This window comes from Ruminococcus sp. AM26-12LB (assembly GCF_003480785.1).
In the GTDB taxonomy this organism is placed as follows: domain Bacteria; phylum Bacillota; class Clostridia; order Lachnospirales; family Lachnospiraceae; genus Blautia_A; species Blautia_A fusiformis.
In genome coordinates, this window is the sequence record NZ_QUJX01000004.1 from 98,156 (window position 1) to 111,916 (window position 13,761).

Below are 13,761 nucleotides of genomic sequence, written 5' to 3' on the forward strand. Positions count from 1 at the left end.
CATATAAGCGTCTTACGCACAGCTGCAGGCTTTCTTTCTATTATAATACGTAACGGCTGCATCACAGCACAGCCATCTGATGCGTTTCTGCCGTTATCAGATAACCATTTTCTGAAACGACATACCCTGCCAGATATTTATTGTTATCATACCATAAATCCTGATCATTTGCTCCTTTCATCCATTTTTTTTCTGAGATAAAGGATGTAATGAATGCAGCCGCAGGTAAAAGTCGGAAACAGTATCGACAGGCCTGCTGCTGACATCATATAGATCACTGCCCCTTTTCCGTCATCCGGTGTTCCTGCCACAAAGCAGTAGAACATGGTAGCTGAAAAATACAGTGTGATCACCACTGAAATTAAGATTTTAAAAAACTTCCTCATTGCTTCTCCTTTCTGTAGTGTCGATATAAGGACACTGTTGTGATTCCAATTTTACCTTCATAATAAGATTAATTCAAGGATGAATCGGACAGGATATATATATGATAAAATATGACAGATTTTGGGTCACGATGAAGGAGCGTGGGATCACTCAGTATGATCTTTATGAACATTACCAGATCACCCGTTCACTTCTGGACAGACTTCGAAAAAATAAAAATGTTGAAATTTATACCATAGACAGGCTGTGTTCCATTCTCCACTGCGAGATCGAGGACATTGTGGAACATGTTCCCGAGCCTGACGAAAGGAACGAACATACAGAAAAAGCTTCAGAGAAAAACAATCCTTACTCTGAAGATAAGAAAAACTCTCTCTGACTGTGATCAGATGCAGCTTTTTTGTTGGCTGTGCTATCCGTGTCAGGGAGAGTTTTTCTGGTTTTTTTATAAAAAGATATAAAAAAAGGGGCCGAAGCCCCTTTTTAAGTGAATCTTATTTGTAGTTTACGATCTTTCCGAAATCTGGTTTCAGGGAAGCGCCACCTACAAGACCGCCGTCGATGTCAGCCTGAGCGAATAAGTCAGGAGCTGTTGCAGCGTTTACAGATCCGCCGTACTGGATACGGATCTCTGCTGCTGTAGCGTCATCATAGATCTCAGCGATGCATTTACGGATATCAGCGCAAACCTCCTGAGCCTGCTCTGTTGTAGCTGTCTTACCTGTTCCGATAGCCCAGATCGGCTCGTAAGCGATAACTGCTGTCTTAGCCTGATCAGCTGTAACACCCTGGAATCCAACCTTAACCTGCTGACGGATGAAGTCCATTGTCACGCCCTGCTCTCTCTGAGTAAGTGTCTCACCGCAGCACATGATCGGTGTGATACCATGCTCGAAAGCTTTAAGCATTTTTTTGTTAACGTCTTCGTTTGTCTCACCGAAGTATTCTCTTCTCTCGGAATGTCCAAGTACTACGTACTTAACGCCTGCGTCTACGAGCATAGCAGGAGCGATCTCGCCTGTATAAGCACCTTTCTCCTCGAAGTACATGTTCTCAGCACCAACCTGGATGTTTGTTCCTTTAGCTGCCTCAACAACAGGAATGATGTCGATAGCCGGTACGCAGAATACTACATCAACTTCGTCGTTAACAACAAGCGGTTTTAAAGTCTCAACCAGCTTTACAGCCTCGCTTGGTGTCATGTTCATTTTCCAGTTTCCAGCAATGATTTTCTTTCTTGCCATGGTTTTATCTCCTTTTTTGTGTTCTTGGAACACTTTATTTTTTATCAGTCTTTATCGTTAGCTGCTGCTACACCCGGAAGCTCTTTTCCCTCAAGGAACTCAAGAGAAGCACCGCCGCCTGTGGAGATGTGTGTCATCTTGTCGCCATATCCGAGGATATTTACAGCTGCTGCAGAATCACCGCCACCGATGATCGTTGTTGCATCTGTCTCAGCAAGAGCTTTGGCAACTGCTTCTGTACCATGAGCGAAGTTCGGCATCTCGAAGCATCCCATCGGTCCGTTCCATACAACAGTCTTGGCATCTTTTACAGCGTCTGCAAAAAGCTTCTCAGTCTCCGGTCCGATATCCATTCCTTCCCATCCGTCCGGAATCTCACCACGTTTTACAACCTGGATGTTGCAGTCGTTGGAGAAGTTATCACCGATTCTGTTATCTACAGGAAGAAGAAGCTTCACGCCCTTCTCCTCTGCTTTCTTCATCATGTCAAGAGCATACTGAAGGTAATCATCCTCGCAGAGGGATGTTCCGATATGTCCGCCCATAGCCTTGGAGAACGTATAGGACATACCACCACCGATGATCAGTGTATCTACCTTGTCAAGAAGGTTGTTGATTACAGAGATCTTGCTGGAAACCTTAGCACCGCCAAGAATTGCTACGAATGGTCTCTCCGGATTGTTTACAGCGTTTCCAAGGAAATCGATCTCTTTCTGCATCAGATATCCTACAACTGCTGTTTTTACATATTTGGTAACACCTACGTTAGAGCAGTGAGCTCTGTGAGCAGTTCCGAATGCATCATTTACAAATACATCACAGAGGGAAGCAAGATCTTCGCTGAACTTGTCTTCGTTCTTTGTCTCTTCTGCACGATAACGTGTGTTCTCAAGAAGAACTACATCGCCATCTTTCATCTCTGCTACAGCAGCTTTTGCGTTCGGTCCTACTACCTCAGGATCTGCTGCAAATTTTACTTCCTGGCCAAGAAGCTCAGAAAGACGAACTGCTACAGGTGCAAGAGAAAGCTCCGGTTTCGGCTCTCCCTTCGGTTTTCCAAGGTGGGAGCAAAGGATAACCTTTCCGCCGTCTGCGATCAGTTTCTTGATTGTAGGAAGAGCAGCTACAAGACGGTTCTCATCTGTGATCTTTCCATCCTGAAGCGGAACATTGAAGTCGCATCTTACAAGTACTTTCTGTCCTTTTACATTGATATCGTCAACACTTTTTTTGTTCAGCATCTCTATATCTCCTTAACTTTTATTTCTGCAAAAGCAGATGAATAAGGGCGAGCGGTATTGTTGTCCGCTCTGTTAACAGTCATTTCCTCAGACATTTTTTTGTTTGATCTTTTGGAAAAAAAGGGCCCGGTCCTCTTCAGACCGGACCCTTTCTGAGTCTATTCTTCTACACCCGTTCGCAGAAAATTAAGCGTTCAGAAGTTTTCCGAAGTGCTTGATTGTACGAACCATCTGGCTTGTGTAGGAGTTCTCGTTGTCATACCAGGAAACTACCTGAACCTCTGTTGTGCCATTCTCAAGTGGAAGTACCATTGTCTGAGTAGCATCGAAGAGGGAACCAAATCTCATACCAACGATATCGCTGGATACGATCTCATCCTCGTTGTATCCGAAGGACTCATTGGAAGCTGCTTTCATAGCTGCGTTGATCTGCTCTTTAGTAACGTTTCCTTCAACTACTGCTGTAAGGATTGTTGTAGAACCTGTTGGGGTAGGTACACGCTGTGCAGAACCGATAAGTTTGCCGTTAAGCTCTGGGATAACAAGTCCGATAGCTTTAGCAGCACCTGTGCTGTTCGGAACGATGTTAACTGCAGCTGCACGGGATCTTCTCAGATCGCCTTTTCTCTGCGGTCCGTCAAGTGTCATCTGATCGCCTGTGTAAGCGTGGATTGTGCACATGATACCGGATTTGATCGGTGCAAGATCGTTAAGAGCCTTAGCCATTGGTGCAAGGCAGTTTGTTGTACAGGAAGCTGCGGAGATGATCTTGTCCTCGTTTGTAAGACCCTGATGGTTTACGTTGTAAACGATTGTCTTAAGGTCGTTTCCAGCCGGAGCGGAAATAACTACGTGCTTAGCACCTGCATCGATATGAGCCTGAGCTTTGTCTTTGGATGTGTAGAAACCTGTGCACTCAAGAACTACGTCTACACCGATCTCTCCCCATGGAAGCTCTGCAGCGTTAGCCTTAGCATAGATTTTGATCTCTTTTCCGTCTACTGTGATGGAATCCTCGCCTGCTGTTACTTTATCAGCAAGAGCATATCTTCCCTGTGTAGAATCATATTTTAATAAGTGAGCAAGCATCTTAGGAGATGTAAGATCGTTGATTGCTACGATCTCAAATCCTTCTGCTCCAAACATCTGACGGAATGCAAGACGACCGATACGTCCAAAACCATTAATTGCAACTTTTACTGCCATGATAAATTCCTCCTATGAATTGAATGGTGATTTAAATCGTTCCTTTGTTAAAGAAACATCAACCTGTTTCATATTGTACCTAATTCCAAACAAAAATTCAAGAGCTATTTATAAAAAAGAACATTAAAATAAATATTAAGAAAATTTCTGAAAAATGTGCTATAATTCTCTGATAGAAAGTTCTGTCCTGCTGATTCCCAAAACGGATATCTATATTCCCGCTGGGAGTTTGACTTTCCCGGATTCATAACAGGCAGATACGATCATTGTCACAGAATATAAAGGCTTGAATATGGAGGTACAAAATGGACCAGAAAATTTTATGGGACTGCCATATGCACTCCTCTTTTTCCGCAGATTCCGATACACCGATGGAAGAAATGATCCAGACTGCCGCAGACCAGGGTCTCACGGGAATCTGTTTTACTGAACATTTTGATCCGGATTATCCCGATACTCCGGAAAATCTTGATTTTTCCCTGAACATCCCTGCATACCGCCAGAAACTTGAGAGTCTTGCGGATGCTTTTAAAGACCAGATTCAGGTTAACTTCGGGATCGAGCTTGGACTTCAGCCTCAGCTTGCAGAATCTTTTTCCGATCTTCTGAAAGAAGTTCCCTTTGATTTCGTTATTGGTTCCTCCCATGTGGTGCACGGATACGATCCTTATTATCCTTCTTATTTTGAGGGCCGTAAGGAATCCGCATGCTACATGGAATATTTTGAATCCATCCTGGAAAATATCGCTGCTTTTGACGAGATGGATGTATACGGACATATCGACTATGTAGTACGTTATGGTCCAAATCAGAACCGTCAGTATTCTTATGGAAGATATAAGGAGATCCTGGACGAGATCCTGCGGACATTGATCCGCAAAAATGTGGGAATCGAGCTGAACACAGGCGGTTATCACTACGGGCTTGGTGAACCGAATCCATGTGTCAATATTATCCGACGTTACCGTGAGCTTGGCGGTGAGATCATCACCATCGGTGCAGATGCCCATACTCCGGATAAAATCGGCTATGCTTTTGACAAGGCGGCTGATGTTCTCCGTGAATGTGGTTTTTCCTATTATGCTGTATTTAAAAACCTCCGTCCTGTTTTTCATAAGCTGTAGCTCTGTTTCTCTCTCCAGTGAGAGAGTTTACATTTTTATACCGAAAATATCATTTTATCTAAGGAGGAATTCTATATGTCAACAAAAAGACTCCAGAAAAAGAAAGCTGCCATGCAGGCAAAAAAAGAAAAGCAGCTGAAAAAAAATACCTCTGCTGCCGGCACCAGTTCCAGTGCTGCCAAATCTGTTGAAAATGCTAAAGCCGAAGTGAAAAAACTTGAAACCGTAAAGAAGGAAACGCTTAAAGTCGAAACCTCCAAAACTGAACCGATCAAAGTCGAGACTTCCAAGACCGAACCGATCAAGGTCGAGACTTCCAAGACCGAGCCGATCAAGGTCGAGACTTCCAAGACCGAGCCGATCAAGGTTGAGACTTCCAAGACCGAACCGATCAAGGTCGAGACTTCCAAGACTGAGCCGATCAAGGTTGAGACTTCCAAGACTGAGCCGATCAAAGTCGAGACTTCCAAGACCGAGCCGATCAAGGTCGAGACTTCCAAGACTGAGCCGGCGAAAGTTACTACTTCCAAGATTGAGCCTCTGAAAGTCGAAACTTCCAAGGAGGACACAGCTTACGATGCCCTCTACGAGAAACGTCTGAAACACTACTACAATGATCTGAAATGGCTCTACTGCGAACTGTTCCGCGATCATCCGGAAGTTGCCGGCACATTCTCAAGCCTCACAAAAAAGATGAAAGAAATCTACCGTGAGCGTTCTCTTTCCATGAAGGAAGCCGACCAGAACTGCGCTGCAGATCCTGACTGGTTCCGTAAGACTACTTTCACCGGAATGGCTGTAAATCCTGCTGACTTCGCAGATACTCTTTCCGGGCTGTCCGATAAGCTGGACTATATCAGTGAATGCAAAGCAGACACTCTGTACCTGACAGATCTTTTCCAGGCAACCTCCAACTGCTCTCTTCGCATTATCCCGGAGATCGGAACTTCCGAAGATCTGTACACACTTGCAGCTAACTGTAGGAAAGCAGGTATCCGCCTGGCTCTTGAGATCCCGTTAAGTCTTTCTGTGGATGACCCACAGTCCGGTGCGCCATGTGTGCTCCAGACTCCGGCTTATTTCAATGCAATGCTTCTTCAGATCCTGGAGCTTGCAAATGAAGGTGCTTCTGTATTCAGCCTTGGTGTCCTTCCGATGATGCCGGAAGAAAATCTCTGGAAGCTTCACTCTCTGCTGCGTATGACCCGAATGGTGTGTGAGATCGTATGCCCCGGAATTCTTCTCCTTGGCGAAACAGACCGCCCACCTGCAGAGGCTGCTGCATTTGGCGGAACTTCCGATATGCCGGAACTTCACATTGTAAACAGCACCCAGCTGATGTCCGATCTCTGGCATACCGTTGCCACAAAGGACACTGCCCTTCTCCGCCGGGGAATCGACAGAGCTGCAGACCTTCCGCAGGCACCGGTATTCCAGAATTACCTCCGTAACCGCAACACGGTACGCTGGAATCTGGATTATGATTTCCTGAAAGGAAGCTTTATCACAGAAGGGCCTCACAGAGATTATCTGAATGAATTCCTGGCAGGTATTTTCCCTGATTCCTTTGCCCGGGGTGAAATTTATGTAAATCCGGAAACCGAGAAATCTGAGCTCTGCGGAACAACCGCATCTCTTGCAGGAATCGAGCGTTTTGATTATGAAGGAAATATGGAGGGTGTCAGCCGGGGAATCCGCTATGACGTAGCACTTCATGCATTGCTTCTTTCCCTCCCCGGAATTCCGGTACTTCGAAGCGGTGACGAGGTCGGACAGCTGAATGACTACACCTATAAAACAGACATTTCCAAAGCAGCTGATCCCCGCTGGCTCCACAACGGACGTTTCAACTGGGCACTTGCCCGGAACAGAGCCGATGCCGAAACGATCCAGGGACGCATTTTCAACAGTCTTGAGCAGCTGGAATCCATCCGTGCCAGCCATCCGGTATTTGCACCTGAAGTTTCTGCACATACACTGGAAACCTGGGAAAAAGCTCTCCTTGCCCTGGTAAGAGAAACTTCTGAAGAAAAGCTGATCTGCATCTACAACTTCAGCGACCAGGATAAGGTAGCCTGGATCAACGAACAGGACGGTACCTACACAGATCTTCTCACAGGAGTTCAGAGAGACGCACAGGCTGTAGAGATCCCGGCTTTCGGATTTATCTGGCTTATGCACACAAAATAATAGCTTTGTCAGGCGGATATCCACAATCTGCATTCTCTACACAGCTCTGCACCGGATAACTGGATAACTGCTTCACAGTTTATTTGCAAAAAAAGGACACTGCCATTTTCAACGGGCAGTGTCCTTTTTTATTTCTCATATTATTATTTTCTCAGCTTATCAATAAATGCAGCAAATTTCCCCTGTTCCCCACTATCCAGCGAACGGCTGTAAATATTTCTGAGCCAGGCCGTGATCACATCGATCAGGATCGGAGAAAATGTCATCAGAAGGAACACCAGAATGATCATTCCGAATTCCAGCGATCCCAGTGTCAGAAGATTCTGCAGAACCACCGCCGCACCGAAAAAGATCACCTGCATACTGTAAATGATCACCTTTCGATACTTATTCAGAGGTGCGTAAACTGTCTTAAGTGCCGCCATATAATTCCATCCTGTTACAAGCACACAGGCTGTATTCAGCATAGCATTGGAATGGTATACATTCTGGCATACCAGCATCACACTGAACACACAGCCCGTGATGGTCACAGCAGCCGGAAATGCATTCATAAATACATGACGCAAAAATGTATGGTCGATCTTCTCATAATTATTCTCCTGTGCCAGAAGGAATGTAGGAATACCAACAGCGCAGGCACTGATCAGAGACATCTGGATCGGCTCAAAGGGATAGGAATCCCCGAAGAAGATCGTGATCAGTGACAGCAGCACGGAAAAAATCGTTTTGATCAGAAACATAGATGCCGCAGTACGGATATTATTTACAACCCGGCGTCCCTGATTCACAATTTCCGGCATTGCTGCAAAATTAGAATCCAGCAATACCACATTGGCAATATTCTTGGCAGCATCACTGCCCTCAGCCATGGCAATACTGCAGTCCGCCTCTTTAAGCGCCAGAACATCATTGACACCATCACCGGTCATGGCAACCGTATGCTTCTGAGCCTGTAAAGACTTCACCATTGCCTGCTTCTGCTGAGGTGTTACACGTCCGAACACACTATATTCTGCAACTGCCTCGTCCATCTGTTCCTGGGTTGTGATCGTTGTCGCATCTATATAATGCTCTGCATTTTTAAGGCCTGCACGTCTGGCAATTGCAGAAACCGTCACCGGATCATCACCGGAGATCACTTTCAGATCAACACCCTGACTTTCGAAATATGCCAGTGTATCCGGTGCCTCTGCACGGATCACATCGGTAATAAGCAAAAGTCCGACAGGTTCCAGTCCCTCCGGAAGCTCCGCTCCCTCACTCACATTTACACTATGGGCAAGAACCAGCACACGAAGACCTTCCTCTGCAAATCTGCCACAATACTCCATCAACTCCGGGTTCCCTTCCGGAAAAAGAAACTGCGCTGCCCCCATCAGATAAGTACCTGTATCTGTAAATGCAGCTCCGCTGTACTTCCTGTCAGAAGAAAACGGGATCACATGATCCAGCTCCATATCCTGAGATACTTTAAATCTTGCCCTGAGTGCATCGGCAGTGGCATTCTGATCCTTCAGCACAGAAAGCAGATTTCCCATGATATGCTCGATCTCCCGGATCTTCTCCGGATCTTCCTGACTATGTTTCTCCGGGTCAGCTTCTGACTTTTCCTGTAATACGAGATTCGCGCTTCCATCCTCCTTTGCGATCGCATCTGTTGCTGAAACTGCAGAAGTCGCAGAACTCTCAGTTCCATTGCCGTCACCTTCGCCGGATTCAGGATCTTTCCCGGATATTTTCTCTGAAATCTCATCATACACCGGCGGATAGCTCTCCACCGCCTCCACACACATGGTACCCTCTGTGATAGTTCCTGTCTTATCCAGGCAGAGCGTATCCACGCGTGCAAGAGTTTCTATACAGTACAGCTCCTGCACCAGCGTCTTCTTCTGGGCCAGCTTCAGCGCACCCAGAGTCAGTGCCACACTGGTAAGAAGGACCAGCCCCTCCGGGATCATTCCCAGGACCGCTGCAACCATATTGACAACAGAATCCCGGATATTGTCTCCCACAAAATAATACTGTTTATAAAAAAGCAGCGCACCCATTGGTACGATAATGATACTGATCACCTTCAGAATGGCATTCAGGGAATTTCTAAGCTCTGAATTATGGCGTTTGAATTCCTTGGCCTCGCTGGTGATCCTTGACGCATAGTTGTCACTTCCCACATGGATGATCTGGCAGCAGGCCTGTCCCGCCGTCACAAAACTTCCAGAAAAAAGCTCATCTCCCGGATTCTTCGGAAGATTGTCTGCCTCACCGGTAAGCAGGGATTCATTGACCTCAAGGCTTCCCTCCAGGATCTTCGCATCTGCCGGAACCTGTTCTCCGGCCTTCAGAAATATCAGATCATCGACAACCAGCTTCTCTGTAGAAATTTTCCATTTTTTTCCTTCACGCAGAACAACCGTCTTGGATTCTGTCAGGATGGCCAGCTTGTCAATCGTCTTCTTAGCACGGACCTCCTGAATGATCCCGATCACGGTATTAATAAAAATGATTCCTACAAACATGGAGTTTTTGTAGGAACCAACCAGCAGTACGAGAACCAGCAGCACCAGGTTCAGAAAATTGAAGAATGTCAACGTATTCTCCAGAATGATCTGCTTATATGTCCTGGTGTTGGGGTTTTCGTTATTATTTACCTGGCCCTGCGCAATTCTTTCCTGAACTTCTTCGTTCGTAAGTCCTGTCATGCTTCTTACTTACCTGTCCTTTCAATGGCTTACGGTTCTGTTCAACTGAAGCTTGCTCATGCCCCGGTTATGATCGTAAATAAAAGGGATCAATACTCCTCTTCTGTATCCTCTTCACCCTCGTGGATATCAGACTTCGGTTTGGAAAGACCCTCGATCTTAATGTGATGTTTCTCTGCATAATCCCAGAGAGCTGCATGAATTGCTTCCTCAGCAAGCAGGGAACAGTGGATCTTTACCGGCGGAAGTCCGTCCAGAGCCTCCATAACGGCCTTGTTGGTTACTTCCATAGCTTCCTCAATGGTCTTGCCCATTACAAGTTCTGTTGCCATGCTGCTTGTTGCAACTGCTGCACCGCATCCAAATGTTTTAAATTTGCAGTCTTTGATAATATGAGTTTCGTCATCGATATCAAGGAATATTCTCATAATATCACCGCATTTTGCATTTCCTACAGTACCCACGCCGCTTGCGTTCTCGATCTCACCGACATTACGTGGATGCTGAAAATGATCCATTACTTTTTCACTATACATTATTTTTTCCTCCTGGCAAGTATTTTTATTATTTTTTCTGCTTTTTAATAAAATCTTCATATAATGGAGACATGCTTCTTAAGTTTGCAGTAATATCTTTCAGCTTATCTACTACAAAATCAACATCCTCCATTGTCGTCTCCTCGCTTAAGGTCATACGGAGAGATCCGTGTGCGATCTCATGAGGAAGACCGATAGCTAACAGAACGTGTGACGGATCCAGAGAACCGGATGTACATGCGGAACCGCTGGATGCACAGATTCCGAAATTATCAAGCATCAGAAGAAGTGACTCTCCCTCGATGAACTGGATGCTTACATTTACGTTGTTCGGAAGACGTTTTACTTTATCTCCATTGAGACGTACGTACGGGATCTCTGTGAGGATCCTGTTGATCATATGATCTCTGATCTCGATTTCTTTTGCAGTACGCTCTTTCATGGACTTGTTTGCACGCTCTGCTGCAAGACCGTATCCTACGATACCAGGAACGTTCTCTGTACCTGCACGACGTTTTCTCTCCTGTGCTCCGCCATGTACGAAGGAGCGGATCTTAACACCCTTACGGATATAGAGGAAGCCGATTCCCTTCGGTCCGTTGATCTTATGTCCGCTGGAGCTGAGCATATCAATATTGAACTCATCTACATTGATCGGGATCTGGCCGAATGCCTGAACAGCGTCTGTATGGAACAGGATTCCATGCTCATGTGCTATCTGTCCGATCTCTTTCAGCGGCTCAAGAGTACCAATCTCATTGTTTGCAGCCATAACAGAGATCAGGATGGTCTCCGGTGTAATGGCTTTTTGAAGCTCATCCAGGTCAATGAAACCATTCTCATCTACATCCAGGTATGTGACCTTGGCACCACGCTCTTTTTCAAGGTACTCGCAGGTATGAAGGATGGCATGATGCTCGATCTTTGTTGTGATGATATGGTTTCCTTTATTTTTATATGCCTCAAAGGTCGCTTTCAGAGCCCAGTTATCAGACTCGGAACCACCTGCAGTAAAATAGATCTCCTCTTTTTTGGCTCCGATCACATCTGCGATCTGCTGTCTTGCCTTTGCGATGGCAGCCTTGCTGTTTGCCGCAAAATCATAAACGGTTGAAGCATTTCCATAAAACTCTGTAAAATACGGCAGCATAGCCTCCACAACTTCCGGTGCGGTCTTTGTGGTAGCCGCATTGTCCAGATATATCATTTTTCCCATTTTCTTTTCCTCCTGTTCAGGATAATTATTTTTCGTGTATTCTCCGGCTTTCTTCGATCAGCTCACTGAGCATCAGGGTATCCACTGCATCTGTGATGCTGTCGTTGATCCTCTTCCACACTAGTTTAGCTACACAGAGATCGGAACCCTGGCAGCCACCGTCACCTTCTGTTCCCGGACATGTTGCAGCCTCCAGGCCACCCTCCAGGACACGAAGGATATCTCCCACTGAAATCTCTTCTGCCGGTCTTCCAAGGAAATATCCTCCGGCTGCGCCGCGGACACTCTTCACAAGGCCCGCTTTCTTCAAAAGTGCCATCAGCTGCTCCAGATAGCTGACTGATATATTCTGACGGCCCGCAATACTCTGAAGCGAGACCGCTTCTTTTTCACTGTAAAGACCAAGGTCTATCAAAGCCTTAAGTCCGTATTTTGCTCTTGTTGACAGTTTCATCCGCTCACCTCTTTTTTCAATTCCCAGTGTTTTCCTCGGATTTCATGTTTACTCTATCAGAAACATATGGTTCTGTCAAGACTAACTTCTTCATATACTGACAAAAAAGACTCAAGGTTATCCATGTCAAAAAAAATATTTCTCAAAGGAACCCTGATTCTTGCCTGCACAGGCCTTATCAGCCGTATCGCAGGTTTCTTTTATAGAATATTCCTCTCCCATGCCATTGGTGCGGAAGGTCTTGGTTTGTATCAGCTGGTTCTTCCTCTCCAGGGACTTATGGCCGCTTTATCCTATACAGGGATCCAGTCTGCCCTTTCCCGACTGATCGCGTCCAGACTTGCCCTTCAGGAGAAAAAGGAGGCACGTTTTTCGCTGGTCACAGGAACACTTATGGCTGTCTTTTTTTCTGCTGCAGCCGGTTTTCTGCTTTTTCAGCACGCATATTTTTTTGCTTCCGCAATTCTGAAAACACCGCAGACTTCCGGTCTTCTTCGCATAACAGCTGTCAGTATTCCTCTCTGTGCCATTCATTCCTGCATTAACAGCTATTATTATGCCCGGAAAAAAGCCTCTGTTCCGGCAGTCGTACAGCTTTCGGAGCAGTCTGCACGGATCGGCACTACCTATATCCTGTATCTGATCTTTCTTTCCGAAGGACGTCCGATCACTGCATTGATCGCAGCGGGAGGTTCCCTTGCCGGAGAGACTGCCGCTTCGCTGGTGTCGCTGCTGGTAGTTTCCTTTCATTTCGGAAATCACCCTGTACACGAAAAGACTCCCGTCAGGATCTTTCCGCTGATAAAGGACCTTTTCACACTGTCTTTTCCCATTTCCCTGAACAGGATCCTTCTGACACTTCTCGGCAGCATAGAAGCGGTCCTGATCCCACAGATGCTTCTGCGTTCCGGCATGACAGCCTCAGACTCACTGAAGATCTATGGGATCTTTACAGGAATGGCACTGCCCCTGCTCCTGTTTCCTTCCACACTTACGTCTTCCGCCGCTGTAATGCTGATGCCTTCCATCGCACAGCTTGATGCACTGGGAAAGCAGAAGCAGATTCGCCGTGTCACAGATCAGACCTTTTTTCTGTGCATGTTCCTGGGATTTCTATGCGGAAGCGGATTCTTTCTTTTTGGCCCATTCCTCGGAGCATTGCTTTTTCACAGCCAGACTGCCGGAACCTACATACGGTACCTGTCTTTTATCTGTCCTTTTCTTTATACAAACACCATGCTCACCAGCATCCTGCAGGGACTTGGAAAACCGGGGCTCTGCCTGATCCACAGTATTGCCAGCATTCTCATCCGCATTTTCTCCGTTGTTTTTATAATTCCGGCAACAGGGATCCGAGGCTATTTTTATGGAATTTTTCTGGGTGAGCTGCTGCTTACTCTTCTACACGTGAAAGCGCTAAAATTTCCCTATCGACAATCGGCCAATAATCGTTTATAATAA

The 13,761-nt window shown here is 46.0% G+C and carries 12 protein-coding genes; 4 read left to right on the plus strand and 8 right to left on the minus strand.

Annotation, left to right across the window (positions count from 1 at the left end):
* Positions 1-164: 164 nt before the first annotated feature.
* On the minus strand, positions 165-386 hold the full coding sequence (locus DW694_RS03750; RefSeq protein ID WP_118752577.1) for a hypothetical protein: 222 nt from the start codon (positions 384-386) through the stop codon (positions 165-167).
* Positions 387-487: 101 nt separating this feature from the next.
* Here DW694_RS03750 and DW694_RS03755 point away from each other — a divergent pair, with 101 nt between their 5' ends.
* Positions 488-766, plus strand: coding sequence for a helix-turn-helix transcriptional regulator (locus tag DW694_RS03755; protein WP_015527002.1), 279 nt, complete (start codon positions 488-490; stop codon positions 764-766).
* A 115-nt stretch (positions 767-881) separates the two neighbouring features.
* On the opposite strand, the gene tpiA is transcribed toward DW694_RS03755, so the two are convergent.
* From tpiA to gap, 3 genes are all read right to left on the minus strand, one after another.
* Positions 882-1,631 carry a triose-phosphate isomerase gene (tpiA, locus tag DW694_RS03760; protein WP_015527001.1) on the minus strand — a complete coding sequence of 250 codons (750 nt, stop codon included), beginning with the start codon at positions 1,629-1,631 and terminating at the stop codon, positions 882-884.
* Between the two features lie 44 nt (positions 1,632-1,675).
* Positions 1,676-2,872, minus strand: a complete 1,197-nt coding sequence (locus DW694_RS03765) for a phosphoglycerate kinase (RefSeq protein ID WP_015527000.1) — start codon at positions 2,870-2,872, stop codon at positions 1,676-1,678.
* A 186-nt stretch (positions 2,873-3,058) separates the two neighbouring features.
* Positions 3,059-4,078, minus strand: a complete 1,020-nt coding sequence (gene gap, locus DW694_RS03770) for a type I glyceraldehyde-3-phosphate dehydrogenase (protein WP_021652276.1) — start codon at positions 4,076-4,078, stop codon at positions 3,059-3,061.
* Positions 4,079-4,383: 305 nt separating this feature from the next.
* Between gap and DW694_RS03775 the strand changes: the two genes are divergently transcribed.
* Together DW694_RS03775 and DW694_RS03780 are read left to right on the plus strand one after the other, a co-directional pair.
* On the plus strand, positions 4,384-5,202 hold the full coding sequence (locus DW694_RS03775) for a histidinol-phosphatase HisJ family protein (RefSeq protein WP_118752578.1): 819 nt from the start codon (positions 4,384-4,386) through the stop codon (positions 5,200-5,202).
* 75 nt (positions 5,203-5,277) lie between these two features.
* Positions 5,278-7,392, plus strand: a complete 2,115-nt coding sequence (locus DW694_RS03780) for a hypothetical protein (RefSeq protein ID WP_114002022.1) — start codon at positions 5,278-5,280, stop codon at positions 7,390-7,392.
* Positions 7,393-7,535: 143 nt separating this feature from the next.
* Here DW694_RS03780 and DW694_RS03785 read toward each other — a convergent pair whose 3' ends face one another.
* The 4 genes from DW694_RS03785 to DW694_RS03800 all read right to left on the minus strand — a co-directional run bounded on the left by DW694_RS03785 (position 7,536) and on the right by DW694_RS03800 (position 12,300).
* Positions 7,536-10,094 (minus strand): HAD-IC family P-type ATPase, encoded by a 2,559-nt coding sequence (locus DW694_RS03785; protein ID WP_118752579.1) that lies wholly within the window; start codon positions 10,092-10,094, stop codon positions 7,536-7,538.
* Between the two features lie 89 nt (positions 10,095-10,183).
* Positions 10,184-10,630 carry a Fe-S cluster assembly scaffold protein NifU gene (nifU, locus tag DW694_RS03790; protein WP_015526995.1) on the minus strand — a complete coding sequence of 149 codons (447 nt, stop codon included), beginning with the start codon at positions 10,628-10,630 and terminating at the stop codon, positions 10,184-10,186.
* 28 nt (positions 10,631-10,658) lie between these two features.
* A complete protein-coding gene (gene nifS, locus DW694_RS03795; RefSeq protein WP_015526994.1) occupies positions 10,659-11,846 on the minus strand; it encodes a cysteine desulfurase NifS in 1,188 nt (395 codons plus the stop codon).
* A gap of 25 nt (positions 11,847-11,871) precedes the next feature.
* Complete coding sequence (locus tag DW694_RS03800; RefSeq protein ID WP_015526993.1) at positions 11,872-12,300, minus strand: Rrf2 family transcriptional regulator; 429 nt, start codon at positions 12,298-12,300, stop codon at positions 11,872-11,874.
* A 123-nt stretch (positions 12,301-12,423) separates the two neighbouring features.
* Here DW694_RS03800 and DW694_RS03805 point away from each other — a divergent pair, with 123 nt between their 5' ends.
* Positions 12,424-13,758, plus strand: a complete 1,335-nt coding sequence (locus tag DW694_RS03805; protein WP_118752580.1) for a polysaccharide biosynthesis protein — start codon at positions 12,424-12,426, stop codon at positions 13,756-13,758.
* Positions 13,759-13,761 lie beyond the last annotated feature (3 nt).